This is a genomic window from Actinomadura sp. NPDC048955, from assembly GCF_040649435.1.
GTDB lineage: Bacteria > Actinomycetota > Actinomycetes > Streptosporangiales > Streptosporangiaceae > Spirillospora > Spirillospora luteofluorescens.
Map to the genome: position 1 here is coordinate 21,936 of NZ_JBEZJI010000073.1, position 21,599 is coordinate 43,534.

The 21,599-nt window shown below is 73.3% G+C and carries 19 protein-coding genes; 16 read left to right on the forward strand and 3 right to left on the reverse strand.

The genetic code is table 11. The features are described 5' to 3' along the window. Window positions 1-6: 6 nt before the first annotated feature. The 9 genes from AB0C84_RS39995 to AB0C84_RS40035 all read left to right on the forward strand — a co-directional run bounded on the left by AB0C84_RS39995 (window position 7) and on the right by AB0C84_RS40035 (window position 8,244). Window positions 7-876, forward strand: a complete 870-nt coding sequence (locus tag AB0C84_RS39995) for a phosphatase (RefSeq protein WP_361076500.1) — start codon at window positions 7-9, stop codon at window positions 874-876. A 373-nt stretch (window positions 877-1,249) separates the two neighbouring features. Continuing rightward, window positions 1,250-1,453 (forward strand): helix-turn-helix domain-containing protein, encoded by a 204-nt coding sequence (locus AB0C84_RS40000; protein WP_021591693.1) that lies wholly within the window; start codon window positions 1,250-1,252, stop codon window positions 1,451-1,453. Window positions 1,454-1,824: 371 nt separating this feature from the next. Then, window positions 1,825-1,923, forward strand: a complete 99-nt coding sequence (locus tag AB0C84_RS40005) for an AURKAIP1/COX24 domain-containing protein (protein WP_018654693.1) — start codon at window positions 1,825-1,827, stop codon at window positions 1,921-1,923. A gap of 49 nt (window positions 1,924-1,972) precedes the next feature. Next, window positions 1,973-2,968, forward strand: coding sequence for an NAD-dependent epimerase/dehydratase family protein (locus AB0C84_RS40010; RefSeq protein WP_361076528.1), 996 nt, complete (start codon window positions 1,973-1,975; stop codon window positions 2,966-2,968). A gap of 32 nt (window positions 2,969-3,000) precedes the next feature. Next, window positions 3,001-3,948 carry a lysophospholipid acyltransferase family protein gene (locus AB0C84_RS40015; RefSeq protein ID WP_258944577.1) on the forward strand — a complete coding sequence of 316 codons (948 nt, stop codon included), beginning with the start codon at window positions 3,001-3,003 and terminating at the stop codon, window positions 3,946-3,948. Between the two features lie 30 nt (window positions 3,949-3,978). Next, window positions 3,979-5,160 carry a low temperature requirement protein A gene (locus tag AB0C84_RS40020; RefSeq protein WP_361076503.1) on the forward strand — a complete coding sequence of 394 codons (1,182 nt, stop codon included), beginning with the start codon at window positions 3,979-3,981 and terminating at the stop codon, window positions 5,158-5,160. A gap of 67 nt (window positions 5,161-5,227) precedes the next feature. Continuing rightward, a complete protein-coding gene (locus AB0C84_RS40025) occupies window positions 5,228-6,415 on the forward strand; it encodes a cytochrome P450 (RefSeq protein WP_361076506.1) in 1,188 nt (395 codons plus the stop codon). Between the two features lie 72 nt (window positions 6,416-6,487). Then, window positions 6,488-7,462 (forward strand): ATP-binding cassette domain-containing protein, encoded by a 975-nt coding sequence (locus AB0C84_RS40030; RefSeq protein WP_361076509.1) that lies wholly within the window; start codon window positions 6,488-6,490, stop codon window positions 7,460-7,462. Next, window positions 7,459-8,244 carry an ABC transporter permease gene (locus tag AB0C84_RS40035; protein ID WP_361076511.1) on the forward strand — a complete coding sequence of 262 codons (786 nt, stop codon included), beginning with the start codon at window positions 7,459-7,461 and terminating at the stop codon, window positions 8,242-8,244. The genes AB0C84_RS40030 and AB0C84_RS40035 overlap by 4 nt, the downstream gene beginning before the upstream one ends. On the opposite strand, the gene AB0C84_RS40040 is transcribed toward AB0C84_RS40035, so the two are convergent. The 3 genes from AB0C84_RS40040 to AB0C84_RS40050 all read right to left on the reverse strand — a co-directional run bounded on the left by AB0C84_RS40040 (window position 8,241) and on the right by AB0C84_RS40050 (window position 13,434). Continuing rightward, window positions 8,241-11,411, reverse strand: coding sequence for a BTAD domain-containing putative transcriptional regulator (locus tag AB0C84_RS40040; protein WP_361076514.1), 3,171 nt, complete (start codon window positions 11,409-11,411; stop codon window positions 8,241-8,243). The two genes, AB0C84_RS40035 and AB0C84_RS40040, sit on opposite strands and share 4 nt — an antisense overlap. Window positions 11,412-11,483: 72 nt before the next feature. Beyond that, on the reverse strand, window positions 11,484-12,374 hold the full coding sequence (locus AB0C84_RS40045; protein WP_179845796.1) for an HAD-IB family hydrolase: 891 nt from the start codon (window positions 12,372-12,374) through the stop codon (window positions 11,484-11,486). Between the two features lie 382 nt (window positions 12,375-12,756). Beyond that, window positions 12,757-13,434, reverse strand: coding sequence for a sigma-70 family RNA polymerase sigma factor (locus AB0C84_RS40050; protein WP_179845797.1), 678 nt, complete (start codon window positions 13,432-13,434; stop codon window positions 12,757-12,759). Window positions 13,435-13,568: 134 nt separating this feature from the next. On the opposite strand from AB0C84_RS40050, the gene AB0C84_RS40055 reads away from it, so the two are divergent. From AB0C84_RS40055 to hemB, 7 genes are all read left to right on the forward strand, one after another. Then, window positions 13,569-14,918, forward strand: a complete 1,350-nt coding sequence (locus tag AB0C84_RS40055) for an antibiotic biosynthesis monooxygenase (protein ID WP_361076518.1) — start codon at window positions 13,569-13,571, stop codon at window positions 14,916-14,918. A gap of 1 nt (window position 14,919) precedes the next feature. Beyond that, window positions 14,920-15,171 (forward strand): glutaredoxin family protein, encoded by a 252-nt coding sequence (locus tag AB0C84_RS40060; protein WP_258944570.1) that lies wholly within the window; start codon window positions 14,920-14,922, stop codon window positions 15,169-15,171. A 230-nt stretch (window positions 15,172-15,401) separates the two neighbouring features. Further along, window positions 15,402-16,142: a redox-sensing transcriptional repressor Rex gene (locus tag AB0C84_RS40065; RefSeq protein ID WP_361076522.1), complete on the forward strand. Its 741-nt coding sequence runs from the start codon at window positions 15,402-15,404 to the stop codon at window positions 16,140-16,142. Between the two features lie 145 nt (window positions 16,143-16,287). Next, window positions 16,288-17,832 carry a glutamyl-tRNA reductase gene (locus AB0C84_RS40070; protein ID WP_361076525.1) on the forward strand — a complete coding sequence of 515 codons (1,545 nt, stop codon included), beginning with the start codon at window positions 16,288-16,290 and terminating at the stop codon, window positions 17,830-17,832. Then, a complete protein-coding gene (hemC, locus tag AB0C84_RS40075; protein ID WP_179845801.1) occupies window positions 17,829-18,749 on the forward strand; it encodes a hydroxymethylbilane synthase in 921 nt (306 codons plus the stop codon). Before AB0C84_RS40070 ends, hemC begins: the two co-directional genes overlap by 4 nt. Window positions 18,750-18,952: 203 nt before the next feature. After that, complete coding sequence (locus AB0C84_RS40080; protein ID WP_258944602.1) at window positions 18,953-20,482, forward strand: bifunctional uroporphyrinogen-III C-methyltransferase/uroporphyrinogen-III synthase; 1,530 nt, start codon at window positions 18,953-18,955, stop codon at window positions 20,480-20,482. 28 nt (window positions 20,483-20,510) lie between these two features. Further along, window positions 20,511-21,494 (forward strand): porphobilinogen synthase, encoded by a 984-nt coding sequence (gene hemB / locus AB0C84_RS40085; RefSeq protein ID WP_179845802.1) that lies wholly within the window; start codon window positions 20,511-20,513, stop codon window positions 21,492-21,494. The last annotated feature ends 105 nt before the right edge of the window (window positions 21,495-21,599 follow it).

Below are 21,599 nucleotides of genomic sequence, written 5' to 3' on the forward strand. Positions count from 1 at the left end.
CCGCCCATGAACCAGACGACCCCCGCGTCCGGAGGCCCCGTGCCCACCAGGGACGAGCTGCGCGCCCACCTCGTGCGGACGATGATCGCCGGCGACGTGGCCACGCCGCGGCAGAACAACCTGCTGCACTTCCGGCGGATGGCGGGCGGCGACCCGTACTACCAGTTCGGCCTGGATCTGAAGCCGTCGTGGTCGGAGCGGTCGGTGCTGGAGATGATGGTCGAGCGGTGCGGCGTCGACCCCGATCCGATGCATCTGTACGGGGACGACACCATCGATCCCGAGATCACGCTCGACACGCTGGAGGCGATGGGGGAGCGCATCGGCCTCGCGGCGCGGCGCCGGGAGCGCGTGGTCCTCGCGACCGGGCATCCGTCCACGCTGACGCCGCTGTACCAGGCGGTCGCGGGGGCGCTGCGGGAGGCGGGCTGCCGGGTGCTGACGCCCGCGGCCGGCTGGACCTACGAGGTCGACGCCGGGTACGGCGCCTCGGAACTGCGCCGCATCGTCTACGCCGCGCCGGGCGTCGCGATGCTGGAGGGCGACGATCTCCGCACGCACCACACGCACGACCCGCATCCGATGGAGGCCATGCTCAGGGAGCTCGCCGCTAGCGGGTCCGGCGAAAATTCGGAAGCTAAACCAGATATCTGGCCGGATCTGGCCATCGCCGACCACGGGTGGGCCGGAGCCGCAGGGCAGGCGGGCATCGACACCGTGGGGTTCGCGGACTGTAACGACCCGGCGCTGTTCGCCGGGGCCGCCGAGGGCAAGATCGACGTGGTCGTCCCGCTCGACGACGGCGTCTCCGCGCACCACTACGCGCCCCTGACCGCGTACATCCTCGATCGCGCGGGCCTGCGGCCGGCCGGCTGACCGGGCCGCCGGGCCGCCCGTCCGGAGGCTTACTCCGGGGGGACTCCTGGGTGGCGGCTTCTCGCCTGTCACGCCCTGTGACAGGGCTGCCGTAACGAGGCGCATGAGCGTGCGGAGAGGCGTCTGGCGCAGCGGAACCGCCGGTCATCTCGGGGTTCTGGTTAACAAATGTTCGTCAGGACACGCGCGGTACCGTCGCGTCCACCCTCCGTAGGGAATCAGCACTGTATCCCCACGGTCAGGTCGGATACGGAAATGTGCGGAACTCCCCTCTTGCGACTGCCGGTACGCGATTTACGCTGGAGGAAGTACACGTGCGTGATCAAAGTCACCCGAAGGGCCGGTGCGCGGCACGTGTGGAAGAGGGCGTCCGATGACCTCAGGCGAGCGACCTCTGAGCGAGGTCAGGTTCCTGACCGTCGCCGAAGTGGCGGCGGTGATGCGGGTGTCCAAGATGACCGTCTACCGCCTCGTCCACTCGGGCGAACTGCCCGCGATCCGCGTGGGCCGCTCGTTCCGGGTTCCCGAGCAGGCCGTCCACGATTACCTGCGCGACGCGTACATCGAAGCCGGATAACGGGTAGGGGCGGGGCATGACCCCGCCGCGAACTCAGTACCCGGCCGTGCAGGGGGCGTCGGGAAGGTCCCGAGGGGCCGTCCCGAAGCTGGGGAAGCAGGACGAGGACCGGCAGAACGGTCCGGACACCGGACGGACGGGCGATGGCCGCAGGCCACGCCCGCCCGGAAGGGACGGTGCCCGGCGCCGTGCGACGCGCGGTGCCGGCCGCCGTCCGTGCCGGTCGTCCCCGGGCCGCGGGGCAGGCCGCGGCATGATCTCCACCCACGCAGCGGTACCCTGGGGCCTCGGACCGTGCGCGCTTGCCGAGACTCGCTCTCCAGCGGCACGCCCGTCTCCTGCACATCACCCGAGACTCCGAGCGAGGTTCCGTGGGCTCTGTCATCAAGAAGCGCCGCAAGAGGATGGCCAAGAAGAAGCACCGCAAGCTTCTGAAGAAGACGCGCATCCAGCGCCGCAACAAGAAGTAGCGACCACACCGGCCGTCCAGCCGTGAAGGGGTAGGGCCCAGTGTCGTCCATGCCCGCCGCCGCGGCCCGTGTCGTCCTCGTCACGGGCGTCTCCCGTTTCCTGGGGGCGCGGGTCGCGAACACCCTGCAAGCCGACCCGGGCATCGAGCGTGTCATCGGGGTGGACACGGTGCCGCCGGACGCGTCGCTCGGCCGCACCGAGTTCGTCCGGGTCGACATCCGCACGCCCGGCATCGCGAAGATCATCGCGTCGGCGGCGGTGGACACGGTGGTGCACCTCAACCTGGTGACGTCCTCCTCGGTTCCGCGGGCGAAGGTCAAGGAGCTGAACGTCATCGGGACTATGCAGCTGCTCGCGGCCTGCCAGCGCTCGCCCGACATGCGCAAGCTGGTCGTTCGGTCGTCGGCGGCCGTGTACGGCTCCTCCCCGATGGACCCGGCCGTGTTCTCCGAGCGGGACGAGCCCGTCGAGGCGCCCAGGTCCGGCTACGCCAAGGACGCCGTCGAGGTCGAGGGGTACGTCCGCGGGCTGATGCGGCGGCGCTCCGACCTGGCCGTGTCGGTGCTGCGGTTCGCGAACTTCCTCGGCCCGGGCGTCGACTCGCCCCTCACCCGGTACCTGCGCCTGCCGGTCGTCCCGACCGTGCTCGGGTTCGACCCGCGGTTGCAGTTCGTCCACGAGGACGACGGCGTCGAGGTGCTGCGCCGCATGACGGTCGAGGACCACCCCGGCTGCTACAACGTCGCCGGGGACGGCGTGCTGCTGCTGTCGCAGGCCCTGCGGCGCGCCGGGCGGCCCTACCTGCCCGTCCCGTCGCCGTCCATCTCGGTCCTCGGCGACATGGGGCGCCGCTTCGCGGGCCTGTCGGGGTTCTCGCCGGAGCTGCTGCGCTGGCTGACCTACGGCCGGGTCCTCGACACCACCGCGCTGGAACGCGAGCTGGCGTGGCACCCGAAGTACAGCTCCGAGGCCGCCTTCGCCGACTTCGCCGCCGCCCGGGGCTTCGTCCGCGGCGGCCTGGCGTCCCTGCTGGGACGGGCCTGAGCCGTTTGGACCCGCCTGAGAGGAGAGCCGAGATGATGAACGACGCGCACCCCGGGGACGATGAGGGCGCGCAGGTCATCCGGCTCGCCGCGGTCCGCGAGGACCCTCCGGGCGACGACGCGCCCGGCGACGGCCGTCCGGGCGAGCGCGGCCAGTTCGAACGGACCCTGGCCTCCGGACTGGCGTTCCTGCGGCGCCGGCTGACGGGCGAGTACGAGGTCGACGAGTTCGGCTTCGACCCCGAGTTCAACTCCACCGTCCTCCTTCCGCTGGCCCGCGCCCTCTACGAGCACTGGTTCCGCGTCGAACTCGACGGCCTGGAGAACATCCCCGAGGGCGGCGCCCTCCTCGTCGCCAACCACTCCGGCACGATCCCGCTCGACGCGCTCATGCTGTCGGTCGCCCTGCACGACCACGCCGACCGGCAGGTCCGCCTGCTCGGCGCCGACCTCGTCTACCAGATCCCCCTGCTCGGGCATCTGTCGCGCAAGGCCGGCCACACGCTCGCCTGCCAGGCCGACGCCGCCCGGCTGCTCGGCAAGGGCGAGCTGGTCGGCGTCTTCCCCGAGGGCTTCAAGGGCGTCGGCAAGCCCTTCTCCGAGCGCTACAAGCTGCAGCGCTTCGGCCGCGGCGGTTTCGTCGGCACCGCGCTGCGCGCCGGCGTGCCGATCGTGCCGTGCGCCATCGTCGGCGCCGAGGAGATCTACCCCAAGATCGCCGAGCTGCGCCCGCTGGCCCGCCTCCTCGGCCTCCCCTACTTCCCGGTCACGCCGACGTTCCCGCTGCTCGGCCCCGCCGGGCTCGTCCCGCTCCCGTCCAAGTGGGTGATCCGGTTCGGCGAGCCGATGACGCTGGACGGCTACGACGCGGACGCCGCCGACGACCCCATGACGGTCTTCGAGATCACCGACCACGTGCGCGAGAACGTCCAGCACATGCTCTACGAGACGCTGCTGCGCCGGGGCCCCGCCTTCCTCTGACCGGCCGGGAACGGCCCTAGAGTGTGCGCCATGGCGCCGCTCCGCACCCCCATGGTCGCTCGCGACCTGGGTGAACCCCACCGCGTCTCCAGCCCCCTGGAGCTGCTGTTCGACCTGACGTTCGTCGCCGCGGTGTCCCAGGTCGCCGGGCGGCTCGCCCACGCCATCGAGGGCGGCCACGTGGAGGACTCGCTCGCGCCGTTCCTCATGACGTTCTTCGCGATCTGGTGGGCGTGGATGAACTTCACGTGGTTCGCCTCCGCCTACGACACCGACGACGTCGCGTACCGGCTCATGACGTTCGTGCAGATGGCGGGCGTCCTCATCCTCGCGGCCGGGGTGCCCGACGCGTTCGACGGCGACTTCACCACCGTGACGATCGGCTACCTCGTCATGCGCGTCGGCCTGGTCGCCCTCTGGCTGCGGGCGGCCGCCGCGCATCCCGAGGGCCGCGCCACGGCCCTGCGGTACGCGATCGGGCTGTCGGTCGTCCAGGTGTTCTGGGTGGCGCGGCTCGCCCTGCCGGACCAGGGCCCGATGTGGGTGTTCTTCGTCTGCGCGGCGCTCGACCTGGCCGTCCCGCCGATCGCGGAGCGGCCCGGCATGACGACCTGGCATCCGCACCACATCGCCGAACGGTACGGGCTGTTCACGATCATCCTGCTGGGGGAGAGCGTGCTCGCCTCCACGAACGCGGTGCAGGACGCCGTGGAGCACGGGATCGGCGGCGCCCTCGTCACGATCGCCCTCGCCGGGCTCGCCATCCTGTTCGCGCTCTGGTGGATCTACTTCTCCGAGCCGGCGGGCGAGGGCCTTGAGCGCCGCCGCGACCGGTCCTTCCTCTGGGGGTACGGCCACTACTTCGTGTTCGCCGCGCTCGCCGCCATCGGCGCCGGCCTGGAGACGGCGGTGGCCTCCTCCGGCCGCCACATCGAGGCGGGGACGCTGCTGGTGGCCGGCTCCGTCACCGTGCCGGTCGCCGTCGTCCTGGTCATGCTGTGGGTGCTGCACACTCCGATGCGGCGCATGAACGCGTATCCGGGGTCACTCGTCGCCGCGGCCGTCCTGGTCCTCCTCGCGACCTTCGCCGCCCCCGCCGTGGGCATCCCGGGGACCCTCCTCCTGACGGCCGCGCTCCTGGCGCTCCTCCTCACCACCACGCTCGCCCGTCCGGCGTCGAGGCCCCGGACCGCCGAGCTGCCCCCCGCCTGAGGGCGGGACGTCCCCGACGGCTCGTGTCATCCTGGCCAACGGAACACACCCTGTGCGGGGAGGCCGCGTGGAGGACGGGACGGAACGCAGCGAGGCAGGCGGACCGCAGGTGGGCTTCGATCCGTTCGCCGGACCGCGGCCCGCCGGGACGGCCCATGAGCGGATGGACGAGTTACGCGAGACGCATCCGGCGTTCCGCAGCACCGCGGGGCCTGGCTTCTGGGTGCTGACGCGGTACGACGACATCCTCGCCGCCTTCCAGGACCCGGAGACGTTCTCCAGCCGCGCGATCGCCGTCATCGACCCCGACCCGGCGCACCAGTGGATCCCGGTCATGCTCGACCCGCCGCTGCACACGACGTGGCGGCGGTTGCTCCGGCCGTTCTTCACCCCCGTGGCCGCCGCCGTGCTCCAGGACCGGATCACCCGGCACTGCGCCGCCCTGATCGACGGTTTCGCCTCCCGCGGCTCGTGCGACTTCGTCGCCGAATTCGCCCGCCTGTACCCCACCGCCATTTTCCTGGAGCTGGTCGGCCTGCCCACCGAGAGGCTGGAGGAGTTCCTCGCGTGGGAGCGCGCCATCCTGCACTCGCAGCCCTCCACCGGCGGGCGGGCCGAGGCCATGGCGGCGCTGACGGACTGCCTCACCGAACTCGTCCGGGACCGCCGCGCCCGTCCGCGCGAAGACCTGGTCAGCGCCGCGACCAGGTTCGCCGTCGACGGGCGGCCCGTCACCGACGACGAGCTGCTCCAGCTGTTCATCCTGCTCTTCCTGGCCGGCCTCGACACCGTCGCCGCCCAGCTCTCCTACACGTTCTGGCACCTGGCGAGGCAGGACGCCGACCGAGCCCGCATCGCCTCCGACCCCGACGTCATCCCGGACGCGATCGAGGAGTTCCTCCGCGTCTACGCGCCCGTCCTGCCCGCCCGCAAACTCACCCGCGACGTCGAGCTGCGCGGCTGCCCGATGAAGGCGGGAGAGATGGTGATGCTCCCGACCGCCATGGCGAACCGCGACCCACGGGCCGTCCCCGCCGCCTCCACCGTCGACATCGACCGCCCGCCGGCCCGCCACTTGGCCTTCGGCGCGGGGCCGCACCGCTGCCTCGGCGCGCACCTGGCCCGGCTCGAACTCCAGATCGCGCTGCGCGAATGGCACGCCCGCATACCGGACTACCGCATCGCCCCCGGCGCCGCGCCCGTGGAGCACGCAAGCCTCGTCCTGGGCCTGGACACACTGCCCCTGACCTGGTGACTTTCAGGCGCGCGGGCTGGTTGAAGCCGGTGTGAAAGCGGGCTGAAGGCGGGGGCGCGCACGCTTCGGGGCATGAACATCGAGGCACGGCAGACGGCCATCAAGGTGGTCGGCCTGCGCAAGGCGTTCGGGGACAAGACCGTCCTGGACGGGATCGACTTCGAGGTGTCGCGCGGCACCGTCTTCTCGCTGCTCGGGCCCAACGGGGCGGGGAAGACGACGGCGGTGCGCATCCTGTCCACGCTGATCCGCGCGGACGGCGGCGAGATCAGCGTCGCTGGGCGGGACCTGCGCGCGGACCCCGACGGGGTGCGCCGGACGATCGGCGTGACCGGGCAGTACTCGGCGGTGGACGGGCTGCTGACCGGGCGGGAGAACCTGATCCTCATGGCGGACCTGCACCGGCTCGGCAAGGCCGCCGGGCGCCGGGCCGCCGACGCGATGCTGGAGCGGTTCGACCTGGTGGAGGCGGCGGGCAAGAAGGCCGCCGACTACTCGGGCGGGATGCGGCGGCGGCTCGACATCGCGATGACGCTGATCGGCGGCCCGCAGATCATCTTTCTGGACGAGCCGACGACCGGGCTCGACCCGCGCAGCCGCCGGACCATGTGGGAGATCATCCGGGGCCTGGTCAGGGACGGTGTGACCATCTTCCTGACGACGCAGTACCTGGAGGAGGCCGACCGGCTCGCCGACCGGATCGCGGTGCTGGACGGCGGCCGGCTGGTCGCCGAGGGCGCCCCGGACGAGTTGAAGCGGCTCGTCCCGGGCGGGCACGTCCGGCTGCGGTTCGCCGACCTGGCGGCGCTCGACGCGGCGGCGCGCACGCTCGGCTCGGTGACGCGGGACGACGACGCGCTCGCCCTCCAGGTGCCCGGGGACGGCGGCGTCGCCTCCCTGCGGACGCTGCTCGGACGGCTGGAGGCGGCGTCGGTCGAGGTCGCCGAGCTGTCGCTGCACACCCCCGATCTGGACGACGTCTTCCTCGCCCTCACCGCCAAGCCCGGCGAGTCCGGCACGACCCACGAGAAGGTGACCTCGCGATGACCACGCTCACGCATGCGGCGGCCGACTCCGCGACGATGCTGCGCCGCAACCTGCGGCACGCGCTGCGCTACCCGTCGCTGACGATGGCCGGGATGATGATGCCGATCATGATCATGCTGCTGTTCGTCGGCGTGTTCGGCAACGCGCTCGGCGACGGCGTCGGCGGCGCGGCCAAGGGCGACTACATCCAGTACGTCGCACCGGGGATCATCCTGATGGCGGTCGCGTCCGGCTGCATGGCGACGGCGGTGTCGGTCTGCGTGGACATGACCGAGGGCATCGTCGACCGGTTCCGGACGATGTCGATCTCACGGTCGTCGCTGCTCACCGGGCACGTCGCGGGCAGCATGATCCAGACGCTGCTGAGCACCGCCGCGGTCGTCGCCGTCGCGGTCGCGATGGGCTTCCGGACGAGCGGCGGCGCGCTGGACTGGCTCGCGGCCGGCGGCCTGCTGGTGCTGCTCACGTTCGCGCTGACCTGGCTCGCGGTCATGCTCGGGCTGCTGGCCAAGAACCCGGAGGGCGCGAGCAACACGCCGATGATCATCCAGTTCCTGCCGTTCGTCGGCAGCACGATCGTGCCGCCGGAGTCGATGCCGGCCGGGGTGCGGTGGTTCGCGCAGTACCAGCCGTTCACCCCGATGATCGAGACGCTGCGGGGGCTGCTGGCCGGGACGCCGAGCGGCCGGGACGCGGCCGTGTCCGTCGCCTGGTGCGTCGGCCTCGCCGTCGTCGGCTACGCGTTCTCCAAGCTGCTGTTCGACCGGAAGGCGCCCCGCTAGCCCTGTCCGAACTCGCGCGCGAGCCCCGCGGCGGCGGCCCGCAGCTCCTCCCGGCCCAGGCCGGCGTACTCCGACACCGCGTCGGAGTACGCCGGCCCGTCGGCGTCCTCGGCGGCGCGGGTGATCGCCGCCGTGGACATGGTCGGCCGGAACGACCGGACGTGGTGGAGGCGCTGCGCCAGCGCGATGGCCCGGGCCGCCCGTGCCCGCACGTCCGGCGCGGCGCCGGGATCGGCGAGGTCGACCATGGCGAGCGCGAGCAGCAGCCCGCCGCCGACGGGCAGGTCCATGTAGAAGGAGGGCATCGGGAACGGCGGGCCGTCGACCAGCGCCGCCAGCTTGGCGGGGAGCCCGGCGACGATGTCCTCGACGAGCGCCGTGCGCCCGTGCCGGGCGTGCGCGACGACGGTGACGCAGTGGGCCTCCACCGTCCACGGATCGAGGCCGGTGAGCGGCATCGGGCCGTCCTCGGTGGCGAGCCGCGCCACCGCCTCCCGCCAGAGGCGCAGGCCGGTGTCGACGTCACCGCGGCCGAGGGCGATCTCCGCGCGCGCTCCGAGGTTGAAGGCGGCCGTGCCGAAGGACTCGTCAGGCCCGTCGACCAGCGACTGGTCGAGCCGCCGCTCGGCCTCGTCGTACTCGCCGACCGCCATGTGGCCCGACGCGAGCGCCCACATCAGCCCGAACATGTCGGGCCACCTGTACCGCTCCAGCAGCTCCAGCGATATCCGCAGGTGGTGCAGGGCCCGCTCGGCCTGGTCGAGCTGCATCAGCAGTTCGCTGAGGCGCGAGTGGGCGAGCAGGCGGCACCACGGGATGTCCGGCGCGCCGGACATCCCGATCATCGCCTCGGTCGCCGCGAGCGCCCCCGCCACGTCGCCGTCGCGCTCGCGCAGGTAGCCAGCGGCGCAGTTCGCGATGGCGGCGACGAGCGGCTCGTCCCGGGCGCACATCTCGTCCAGGGCGGAGCCACCGGGGGCGAGGATCTCCGGCAGGGCGGCCAGCACCGTCGCGATCGCGGGGATGAGACCGTCCGGCGGCGGGGGCGGGAGGCGGCGCAGCGCGACGAGCGTGCGGGTCGCCTGCGGTCCCTTGAACAGGCTCGTGGCGAGCACGCTCACGGTCAGCGCCGTCCGCGTGATCTCGACGTCCCCGGGGCCGGGACGGTGGCGGCTGAGGAGCCCGGCGGTCTCCTCGGCAAGGACGAGCAGCCGGCTGTAGGCCGCCTCCAGCGTCCACACCCCGCCGAGGGCGGCGGTCACCGCCGCGACGGCCGCGCCGTCCCGGCGGGCCAGGCCGTGGCGGAGGGCCTGCTGGAGGTTGTCCTGCTCGACCCGCACGCGTTCCACGGGCCCGAACGGCTCGGCGCCGAACAGCGCCTCGTGGTGCGCCGCGCCGAACTCCCGCGCCCAGGCGAGCATGCCGCCGACCGCGGGGTCCGTCTCGCCTGCGGCCTCCCGGTGGGCCGCGCTGAACTCGCGGACGCTCTCCAGCATCCGGAAGCGGGTCTCGGGGCCGCCTTCCACGGGTTCCAGGAGGGACTGGCCGACGAGGTCCTCCAGGATCTCCAGCGCCCCGCTGCCCAGGACGCCGCCGCCGAGCACGTGCCGTGCCGCGTCCGCGGTGAAACCTGCGGGGAAGATCGACAGTGACCGCATGGCGGCCCGGCCGGACGGGGAGAGCAGGTTCCAGCTCCAGTCCACGACCGCGTGCATGGTCCGGTGCCGGGACGGCGCGTCGCGGGCGTGGCCGCGCAGCAGGGCGAACCGGTCGTCCAGACCGCGGGCGATCTCGGCCACGGACATGACGCGGACGCGCGCCGCCGCCAGCTCGATCGCTAGCGGCAGCCCGTCCAGGTGGCGGCACAGCTCCTCCACCGCACCGGAGGGCAGGCCCGCGCCGGGACGCGCCGCGTGCGCCCGCTGCCGGAACAGCTCCGCCGACGTCGGCGGGTCCAGCGCGGGCAGCGGGTACACCGACTCCGACGACAGCCCGAGCGGCGCGCGGCTCGTGGTCAGGATCCGCAGGTCCCGGGTCATCGACACCAGCGCGCCGGCGAGGCCGGCGGCGCCCTCGACGACGTGCTCGCAGTTGTCCAGGACGAGCAGGCCGGAGCCGGGCCCGAGCACCTCGGCGATCGCCGAGACGAGGTCGGCGGGCCCGCCGGCGCGCCCGCGGACCCGCGGCGACTCGCCGACCCCGAGGACGGACGCGACCTCGCCCGCCACGTCCTCGTCCCGGGCGACGCCGGCGAGGGGGACGTAGTGCACCGCCCGCTGCGGCGCCTCCCGCGCGACGGTGTTCGCCAGCCGCGTCTTGCCCAGCCCGCCCGCACCGACGATCGAGGTGACGCGGGACGCGCGCAGCAGGTCCAGGACGGCGGCGAGATCCCCGGCCCGGCCGAGCAGCGGGTTCGGCTCGTGCGCCACGCCGCGCCGCACGGCGGGCGCCTCGTCCTGGAGCAGCTCCTGCTGGACGCGCTGGAGCGCGCCTCCCGGATCGGTGCCCAGCTCGTCGCGCAGGGAGCGCCGGTAGGACTCGTACCGTGCCAGCGCCGCCGGCGGCCCGGCCGTCGCGGCCTCGCACCGCAGCAGCTCCGCGAGCACCTCCTCGTCGCGCGGGTACTCCCCGGCGGCGCGGGCGAGCGCCTCGAAGCCCTCCGCGTGCCGGCCGAGCCGCGCGAGGGCCAGCGCGCGGGCCCGCGTCAGCGTCCAGTAGGTCGGGATCCGTGCCGAGCGCAGGGCGGACACCGGGTCGTCCGCACCGTCCGGTTCGGGCGGTCCGTCCCAGAGCGCCAGTCCCGCCTCGGCGTCGCGGAGCGCGCCCGCGTGGTCGCCCTCACGGGAGCGGCGCGCGCTCGCGGAGGCGGCGAGGACCACCGCGGAGGCGTCGACCGCGGACTCGTCCAGGCCGATGCGGTACCCGGTCGGCATGCTCGCGACGACGTCCGCGCCCAGCTGCGACCTTGCCCGGGACACGACCACCTGGAGCGCCTTGGCCGGGTTCTCCGGGCGCTCCCCGGGCCAGAGTCCCTCCACCAGCCGGACGACGGAGACGCCCGCCCGCGGCTCGCCCGCGAGGAGCGCGAGCAGGCCGCGCAGGCGCGGGCTGGTGACGTCCCGCCCGCGGCAGGCGACCCCGGACAGCAACCTCAGCTCCACGGACACGGGGACAGAGTAGGGCGTGCGCGGCGGACGCGATGGGTCGCGTCCGCCGGCCGGCGGACCGGAGGGCGTCGGTCAGTTCGTCCGGTAGTGGCGGCGCAGCGCGATGCCCGCCGCGACGCCGCCCGCGAGGGCCCCGGCGCCCGCGGCGGCGGGCAGCGCGACCATCGTGACCTTGCGGCCCGTGCGGAAGTCGTGGATGGGCCAGCCGTGGTCCCGGGCGTGGGCGCGCAGCTCGGCGTCGGGGTTCACGGCGTGCGGGTGGCCGACGGCGGTCAGCATCGGCAGGTCGTTGATCGAGTCGCTGTAGGCGGAGCAGCGCGCGAGGTCGAGCCCCTCGCGCTGCGCCAGGGCCCGCACGGCCTCCGCCTTCGCCGGCCCGTGCAGCAGGTTCCCGACGAGCCTGCCGGTGTAGACGCCCTCGCGGGTCTCGGCGACCGTGCCGAGCGCGCCGGTGAGGCCGAGCCGGTGCGCGATCGTCCGGGCGACCTCGACGGGCGTGGCGGTGACGAGCCACACCTGCTGCCCGGAGTCGAGGTGCTGGAGGGCGAGGGTGCGGGTGCCGTGCCAGATGCGGTCGGCCATCACCTCGTCGTAGATCTCCTCGCTCAGCTTGACGATCCCGCTGACCTTCTGCCCGGCGACGAACGTGAGCGCGGCCTCCTTGGCGCTGCCGATGTGCTCGGAGTTCTCGCTGCCGCGCAGCCGGAAGGCGGCCTGCCCCCAGGCGAACATGGCGAGGTCGCGCATGGTGAACAGCTTGCGGGCGGCGAGGCCGCGCGCGAAGTAGTAGATGGACGCGCCGCGCATCATCGTGTTGTCGACGTCGAAGAACGCCGCCGCGGCGGGGTCGGGAGCGGGGAGCGGGGCGAACTCGGCCGCCGCGGCGGCGGCCACCTGACCCGCGCTCTTGTGGTCCTCGTCCCTGCCGCGTCCCCAGAAACCGGGCTGCCAGAATCGCCGCATGAGGCGAAGCCTAGTCAACCGCCTCCCCGCGGCCGTCCCCGCGGCCGTGATTGCGACAGTCCTCACTCCTGTCGCTCGCGGCCTCCATCAACCGCTCGCGCAGCACGGCGCGGAACCGCGGGTCCGGTCCCGCGGCGCTCTCCCGCAGCCGGGCCAGCGCGTTCCCCTGCTCTGCGATCTTTTCCCGCCTCGTCAACACCGGGCTCTCACTGGCCGCTCCCTTGCGGACTCGTGGCGCGAACGCTCCTGTCCGCTTGAACGATCGGAAGGTGGGCCGGGTTACGGCCCGAAAGTTCATTAATAAACTATCTAACGGGCCGGAAGCACCGCCCGCCGGTACGGCGGTCCGGGGTTCCGGCAGGTCGGTGGTCCGGCGGATCGGTCAGCCGCGCAGGTCGTCCGGGAGCATACGGGCCAGCGAGCGGACCGCGCGATACTGCAGCGCCTTGATCGCGCCGGGCTTCTTGTCCATGATCAGCGCGGTCTCGGCGACCGACAGCCCGTGCAGGAAGCGCAGCACGACGCACTCCTGCTGTTCGGAGTTCAGCCGCTGGACGGCCCGAAGCAGGGTCCGGTTGGTCATCGCGTCCAGGACGGCCCGCTCCGGCCCCTCCTGCGGGCGGTCCGGCTCGACCAGCTCGGCGGTGCAGACCTCCAGCCGGTAGCGGCCGGACTTGAAGTGGTCGGCGACCAGGTTGCGGGCGATCGTCACCAGCCAGGCCCCGAAGTCCTTGCCCTGCCAGTGGAAGTCGCATATGCGGCGCAGGGCACGCAGGAAGGTCTCGCTGGTGAGGTCCTCGGTGAGCGCGTGCGTCCCGACGCGGTAGTAGACGTACCGGTAGACGAGCTCGACGTAGTGGTCGTAGAGGGAGCCGAACGCCTCGGCGTCGCCGTCCCGCGCCCGCAGGACCAGGGCCTTGAGCATCTCGGCCCGCTCGGCGGCCTGGTCGGCGGCGCGGTCGGAGGCACGGTCCCCGGCCCGGCCGGCCGGACGCGCGAGAGGGCCGCGGGAATGGCGAGGAAGCGGGATGACCCCGGCATCGAGGGTCAAGCTGCTCATGCAGTTCTCCTCGGGGCTTACGCGACCTCCGGCGTGAAGTGCCACTCTAGATACCGAAAGGTACGCGAGGCAATGGTGCGTTCCTTGGCCGCGGTTACCCGTCAACCCCCCGGATCGGGCACCATGGGTGCGCGATGGTCGATGCTCTTCTCGCGTTGCTGGCGACCCTTGGTGCCCTGGCGGCCACCGGGTTGCTGGTTCAGCGCGCCTACAAGGACCGGCTGCTCTATCTGATCGCCTGGTCGTTCACGCAGGTCGGGCTCACGCTCGCGCTGCTGTCCATGAGCCTCGGCTTCATGATGGGGTTCAACGGCGCGTTCTTTCGCGTCATGGAACTCGGCGCCGCGCTGGTCGGCCCGGTGTGGCTCGCGCTCGGCATGATCGAACTGATCGCGCGGTACGTGCAGGTCCGGTTCGGCGCCTGGCTCTTCACGATCTCCTACACGGTCGTCGCGATCGTGATCCTGATCCTGGACCCGCTCAAGGGCTCGCTCGGCAAGAGCCTGCCGAAGCCGAGCGCCACCTACGACGCGCTGCCGCTGCTGCTGATCGACGGCTCGCACGTCGTCGCCGTGCTCGCGCTGGCCGGGTGCACCGGGGTGACCGCCTGGCTGGCCAGCAAGCGCGACCAGGAGGCCGCCGAACTGCTCATCCCGGTGGCGCTGGTCGCCCTCGCGGGCGTCCTGGTGGTCAGCGGCACCCGCGGGTTCCTGCCCGCGCCGCTCGCGGTGATCGCGCTCGGCGCCGCCGCCGGGCTCGTCTGGTACGGCGCGATGCGCACGATCCCCGTGTACGACGAGGACGCCGAGGGCTACGACGAGTACGGGGACGAGCCCGCGACCGGGTACGAGGAGCAGGGCTACAGCAAGGCGGCCAAGGGGGCCAAGGCCGAGCCCGTCCCGGCGCCGACCCCGCCGCCCGACCCCCGGCGCGAACTGCGCTTCCCCGAGCCGGCCTCCGAAGAACTGCGCTACCCCGAGAACACCAGCATCCCGGAGCAGCCCGCCTACCCGGCGCACGGCGACCCCGCCGGGCCCACGACGGTGGACGGCCCGCTCGCCGGTCCGCTCGCCGGTCCGCTCGACCGGTCCCCGCTCGACCGGTCCCCGCTCGCCGGGCTCGCCAAGCCGGGCGCGCTCGGCGGCGACCTGGCGAACGCGTGCGGCCAGATCACCGTCTACACGCTGCTGGACGGGCGCGAGGACGCCTTCGACCGGCTCGCCGCCGACCTGGTGAAGGCCGCGCTGGCGACCGAGCCCGAGACGCTGGTCTTCGCCTGCCACGAGGTGGTCGGCGGCCCCACGCAGCGGATCTTCTACCAGCTGTTCCGGGACCAGGCCGCGTTCGCCGCGCACCGCCGCCAGCCGCACCTGCAGCGCTTCCTGGGCGAGTCGCGCACCCACGTGATCGCCACGAACGTGATCGAGCTGAAGCTCGGCCCCGCCAAGGTGCCGCTCCCGGCGCCGGAGTTCCCCGGGAGGTGACATGGCGCGCGACATCATGATCACCCTGCTCGGCAAGCCCGGCTGCCACCTGTGCGAGGACGCCCGCGCGGTCATCGAGCGCGTCGCCCGCGACCTGGACGTGCCGTGGGAGGAGCGCGACATCACGCGGTCCGAGCAGGACACCGAGCAGTACTGGGAGCAGATCCCCGTCACGCTGATCAACGGCGTCCAGCACGACTTCTGGCGCGTCGACGAGGCCCGCCTGCGCGCGGCGATCGCGGACCTGCGCTAGCCCTCCGCCGCGGCCGCCCGCGCCGGTCCGGCCGCCTGCCAGGGCATGTCTGGTCGGTCACACCCGTCCGCTTCGTAGCACTTCGCCCGTATGCTGAAAAGGCCCTGATGGCCGCCCTTTCCGGGGCGCCGTCCGGTGCGCGCGCCGTCCGCCGAACCGGGGGGCGACTTTGTGCGCGTATTCACAAGGGCTTAACCTGGGGGACACACCGTCGAGCCGAAGAGCAGGCCGTGACACCTCGACAGAACCGCCACCGCGACCGCGCGGGCCGCGGCATCCCCGAAGCCACCGTGGCGCGGCTCCCGGTCTACCTGCGGGCCCTCACCGGGCTCCAGGAGCGCGACGTCGCGACCGTCTCCTCCGAGGAGCTCGCGGCCGCGGCCGGCGTCAACTCGGCCAAGCTCCGCAAGGACCTGTCCCACCTCGGCTCCTACGGCACCCGCGGCGTCGGCTACGAGGTGGAGTACCTCGTCTACCAGATCTCCCGCGAGCTCGGCCTCACCCAGGACTGGGTCGTCGCCATCATCGGCGTCGGCAACCTCGGCCGGGCCCTGGCCGGCTACGGCGGTTTCGCGTCCCGCGGCTTCCGCGTGGCGGGCCTGCTCGACGCCGACGAGTCCATCGTCGGGCAGGAGATCTCCGGCATGACGGTGGAGCACACCGACCGGCTGGAGGACATGATCGCCGGGCACGGGGTGTCCATCGCCGTGATCGCGACCCCGGCCGGGGCCGCCCAGGGGGTGTGCGACCGCGTGGTCGCCGCCGGCGTGACGAGCGTTCTGAACTTCGCCCCCGTGGTGCTGTCGGTGCCCGACGGGGTGGACGTGCGCAAGGTCGATCTGTCCATCGAGCTGCAGATTCTCGCGTTCCACGAGCAGCGCAAGGCGGGCGGGCCCGACGGCTTCGCCTCGCTGGCGCCCGCGGAGGCGCCGGCCGGCGCTGCGCAGTACGTGGAAACGGTGGAAGCATGAGGGGGACAAATCGGGGGGCGTGGAGGATCGCCCCCTCATCGACACGTCTGAGCGGAGCGGTTCAGGGGGCGGCGGACGGCCCCTTCTCACCAGGAGCTCGCACGGCGCGGGTGGGCGGAGACTCGGAAGATGCTGGAGACGGCGAATGAGCATTCTGGTCGTAGGCCTCAGCCACCGAAGCGCGCCCGTGGCGGTGCTGGAGCGGGCCGCGGTCGCCGGTGACGATCTCGTCAAGTTGTTGCACGCCGTGCACGCCTCCCCGAACGTCGCGGAGGCCGCCATCGTCTCGACCTGCAACCGGGTCGAGATCTACGCGGTCGTCGGCAAGTTCCACGGCGGCGTATCGGCGATCTCAGAGCTGCTGGCCCTGCACTCCGGCGTCCCGATGGACGACCTGTCGCGGCACCTGTACGTCCACTACGAGGAGCGGGCCGTCCAGCACGCGTTCGCCGTGGCGTGCGGGCTGGAGTCGATGGTCGTCGGCGAGGGGCAGATCCTCGGGCAGATCCGGCAGGCGTTCCGGCTGGCCCAGGAGGAGGGCACGCTCGGCCGCGACCTGCACGACGTCCTGCAGCAGTCGCTGCGGGTCGGCAAGCGCGCCCACCACGAGACGGGGATCGACAAGGCCGGCGCGTCGCTGGTCAGCGTGGGCCTGGACGTCGCCGCCCGGCACCTCGGCCCCCTCGGGGGCGTCCGCGCGCTGGTGGTCGGCGCCGGCTCGATGAGCTCGCTGGCCGCCGCCACCCTGAGCCGCGCCGGGGCGCGCGAGATCGTGGTCGCCAACCGGACCCCCGCGCGGGCCGCGCGCCTCGCCGAGTCGCTGGACGTCCCGTCCCGCGCGATCGAGCTGGCGGAGCTGGACGCGGCCCTCGCCGAGGCCGACCTCGTGGTGTCGTGCACCGGCGCGGCCGGCCTGGTGATCACCGCCGGGCAGCTCGCGGCCCGCGGGATCGGGGCGGACGGGCGGCGCCGCTTCCTGCTCGACCTGGCGCTCCCGCACGACGTGGACCGCTCCGTCCGGGACCTGCCGGGCGTCGAGCTGGCCGGCCTGGACGACCTGCGCACCGCGCAGGAGGCCGCGCAGGCCATCGGCCCGGAGGCGGTCGAGGCCGTGCGGCGGATCGTGTGCACGGAGGTCGAGGCGTTCCTCAGCGCCGCCCGCGCCGCCGCGGTCGCGCCCACCGTCGTCGCGCTGCGCAGCAAGGCGGCCGAGGTGGTGGAGGCCGAGCTGACCCGGCTGACCGGGCGGGTGCCGGAGATGGACGTCCGGGCCCGCAAGGAGATCGAGCAGACCGTGCGGCGCGTGGTGGACAAGCTGCTCCACGCGCCGACCGTCAAGGTCAAGGAGCTGGCGGCGGCGCCGGGTGGCGACTCCTACGCCGACGCGCTGCGCGAGCTGTTCGACCTGGACCCGAAGGCCCCCGAGGCGGTGGCCCGGGCGGACATGGGCGACGCCGAGGTCGGCGCCGCCTGGGATCCGAACCCCGACTGCGCGGATGCCGACTGTGTCAGCCCCGCGTCCTTGCCGGGGCAGGAGGCCATGTCAGAGGCGCTGTCAGAGGCGGTGTCCGACGCCATGTCCGAGCCGCCGGACGGTGTGAACGTCGAGACGGTGAACGCGCAGGCCGCGAGCGTGCGGGCGGTCAGCGCCCGCGACGCCGTCCCGGCGCACGAAGGAGAAGAAGCGTGAGTACCGGGAGCAGGGGCCCGCTCCGGCTGGGCACCCGCAAGAGCCTGATGGCGACGACCCAGTCGCAGGGCGTCGCCGACGCGTTGTCGCGGCTCACGGGGCATGCGGTGGAGCTTGTCGGGGTAACGACGCAGGGTGACGTCTCCAAGGCACTGCTCGCCCAGATCGGCGGCACGGGCGTGTTCGTCAACGCGCTCCGCGACAAGGTGCTGTCCGGCGAGGTGGACTTCGCGGTGCACTCGCTGAAGGACCTGCCGACGTCCGAGACGCCCGGGATCGCCCTCGCCGCCACCCCGGCCCGCGACGACGCCCGCGACGCCCTGTGCGGCCCCGCCAAGCTCGCCGACCTGCCGCGCGGCGCCCGGATCGGCACCGGATCGCCGCGCCGCGTCGCGCAGCTGCGCGCGCTCCGCCCGGACCTGGAGATCGTCCCGATCCGCGGCAACGCCGACACGCGACTGCGCAAGGTCACCGACGGCGAGCTGGACGCCGTGGTGCTGGCGCACGCGGGCCTGAAGAGGATCGGCCGGCTGGACGCGGTGAGCGAGGTCTTCGACCCCGACCAGATGCTGCCCGCCCCCGGGCAGGGCTCGCTCGCGCTCGAATGCCGCGCCGACCGGGACGACCTGCGCGCCCTGCTCGGGACGATCGACGACGCCCCGACCCGGCGCGCCGTCACCGCCGAGCGGACGGTCCTGGCGGTGCTGGAGGCGGGCTGCTCCGCGCCCGTGGGAACATACGCTGCCGAAGTAGATGAAAGGCTGCATCTGACGGCGACCGTCGCGGCGTACGACGGCAGCAGGCAGGTGCGGCTGTCCGCAAGCGGCCACCCGGACGCCGCGGAGCAGCTCGGACGCGATCTCGCGGACCGGCTGCTCGCGCAGGGGGCCGACCAGTTGATGGGGGAACGCGAGTGAGCCCCGCCGCGAAGAGCGCCACGGACAAGAGCACCGCCGCCGACCAGAGCACGATCGACCCGGCCGCCTCCGGCGAGGCCGCCACAGACAAGACCGCCACAGACAAGACCGCCCAGACCGCGAAGGCCGCGAAGGCCGGCAGGCCCGCGAAGAGCGCGGCTCCGGCCGCGCCGCGCCGGACGGCCGGGCCGGGGACGGTCGCGATCGTCGGGATGGGGCCGGGCGACCCCGGCCTGCTGACCCTGCGCGCCGCCGCCGAGCTGGAGCGCGCCGACACCGTCGTGGTGAGCCGCGCCCACTGCCCGGCCGAGATCCTGACCCACTGCCGTCCGGACGCCGAGATCCTCGACACGGCGGACGGCGACCCGGTGAAGCTCGCCGCGCGGGCCGCCAAGGCGGGGCGCCGCGTCGTCCGGCTGTTCCGCGGCGACCCGGGGGTGGCCTGCAACTACGCCGCCGAGGGCGGTGCGCTGGCCAAGGCGGGCGTCCCGTTCGAGGTGGTGCCCGGCGTGTCCTCGGTGACCGCCGTGCCCGGGTACGCGGGCATCCCGCTGACCGACGCCGCGAACCGCGAGATCCGCGTCGTCGACGCCTCCGAGGGCGGCGTCGACTGGGAGCGGTTCGCCGCCCCGGACGCCACGCTGGTCGTTCTCGGCGCCGAGGGCGCGGTCGCCGAGGTGTGCAAGGGCCTGGTCGCGGCGGGACGGCCCGACTCCACCCCGGCCGCCATGACGAGCCTCGGCACCACCACCGAGCAGGAGACCGTCGTCTCCACGCTGGCCAGGCTGGCGCCCGACACCAAGGGCATGGAGACGCCCGCCCTGATCATCGTCGGCGACGTCGTGAACTGGCGCGACAAGCTGTCCTGGTTCGAGACCAAGGCGCTGTTCGGCTGGCGGGTCCTCGTGCCGCGCACCAAGGAGCAGGCCGCCTCGCTGTCGGACCAGCTCCGCGGGTACGGGGCCGTCCCGGACGAGGTCCCGACGATCTCCGTCGAGCCGCCGCGCACGCCCCAGCAGATGGAGCGGGCCGTGAAGGGCCTCGTCACGGGCCGCTACGAGTGGGTGGTGTTCACCTCCACGAACGCGGTCAAGGCGATCCGGGAGAAGTTCACCGACTACGGCCTGGACGCGCGCGCGTTCGCCGGGCTGAAGGTCGCCGCCGTCGGCGAGCAGACCGCCGCCGCGCTGGTGGAGTTCGGCGTCCACCCGGACCTGACCCCGTCCGGGGAGCAGTCCGGAGAGGGCCTGGCCCGGGAGTGGCCGCCCTACGACGAGGACCTCGACCCCATCAACCGGGTGCTGCTCCCGCGCGCCGACATCGCCACCGACGTGCTCATCGCCCGGCTCACCGAGCTCGGCTGGGAGTGCGAGGACGTGACCGCCTACCGGACGGTCCGGGCCGCGCCGCCGCCCGCGCCGATCCGCGAGGCGATCAAGGGCGGCGGGTTCGACGCCGTGCTGTTCACCTCGTCCTCCACGGTGAAGAACCTGATCGGGATCGCGGGCAAGCCGCACAACGTCACGGTGATCGCCGTGATCGGGCCGCAGACCGCCAAGACGGCCGAGGAGTACGGGCTGCGCGTCGACGTCATGGCCGAGAAGCCGTCGGTGTCGGCCCTCGCGGAGGCGCTCGCGGAGTACGGTGCCAAGCGGAGGGCGGCCCAGATCGAGGCGGGCGACCCGCTCCGCAAGCCCAGCCAGATGCGCCGGGGCGCCCGGCGCCGGAAGTAGACCCGGCAAGCAGAGACACAGAGGGATCATGTCTGCACAGTTCCCCGTCGCACGCCCGCGGCGGTTGCGGCGCACGCCCGCGATGCGCCGGCTCGTCGCCGAGACCCGGCTCAGCCCCGCGGACCTGGTGCTGCCCGTGTTCGTCAAGGAGGGCATCTCCGAGGCGCAGCCGGTCGCGTCCATGCCGGGCGTGTTCCAGCACACCCGCGACAGCCTGCGCAAGGCCGCCCACGAGGCGGCCGAGGCCGGCGTCGGCGGCCTCATCCTGTTCGGCATTCCGGCCGAGAAGGACGGTGCGGGGTCCGCCGCCGACGACCCGGACGGCATCGTCCAGCAGGCGCTGCGCGACCTGAGGTCCGACCTCGGCGACGCGATCGTGGTCATGACCGACCTGTGCCTGGACGAGTACACCGACCACGGGCACTGCGGCATCCTCACCGCGTCGGGCGAGATCGACAACGACGCCACGCTGGAGCGGTACGCCTCGATCGCCCTGGCCCAGGCCGAGGCGGGCGCGGCGGTCGTCGGCCCGTCCGGGATGATGGACGGCCAGGTCGGCGCGATCCGCGAGGCCCTGGACGGCGCCGGCCACTCCGACATCGCGATCATGGGGTACTCGGTGAAGTACGCCTCCGCGTACTACGGCCCGTTCCGCGAAGCCGCCGAGTGCGCCCCGCGGTTCGGCGACCGGGCCACCCACCAGCAGGACCCGGCCAACGCCGACGAGTCGCTCCGCGAGGTCTTCCTCGACCTCGACGAGGGCGCCGACATGGTCATGGTCAAGCCCGCGGGCGCCTACCTCGACATCGTGCGGCGCGTCCGCGACGCCGTCGACGTCCCGGTGGTCGCCTACCAGGTGAGCGGCGAGTACGCGATGATCGAGGCCGCCGCGGAGAAGGGCTGGATCGACCGCGAGCGCACGATCATGGAGTCGCTGGTGTCGATCCGCCGCGCCGGAGCCGACATCGTCCTCACCTACTGGGCCACCGAGGTCGCCCGCCGCCTGGCCTAGGCTGTGTTTCACAGTCCCGGCCCACTTCGCTCGCCTGGCGGCTCGCTACGTGACCGGTACTGGGCGAACGCGGCATCGCTTCGCGATCTGCCCGGCTCCGCTCGC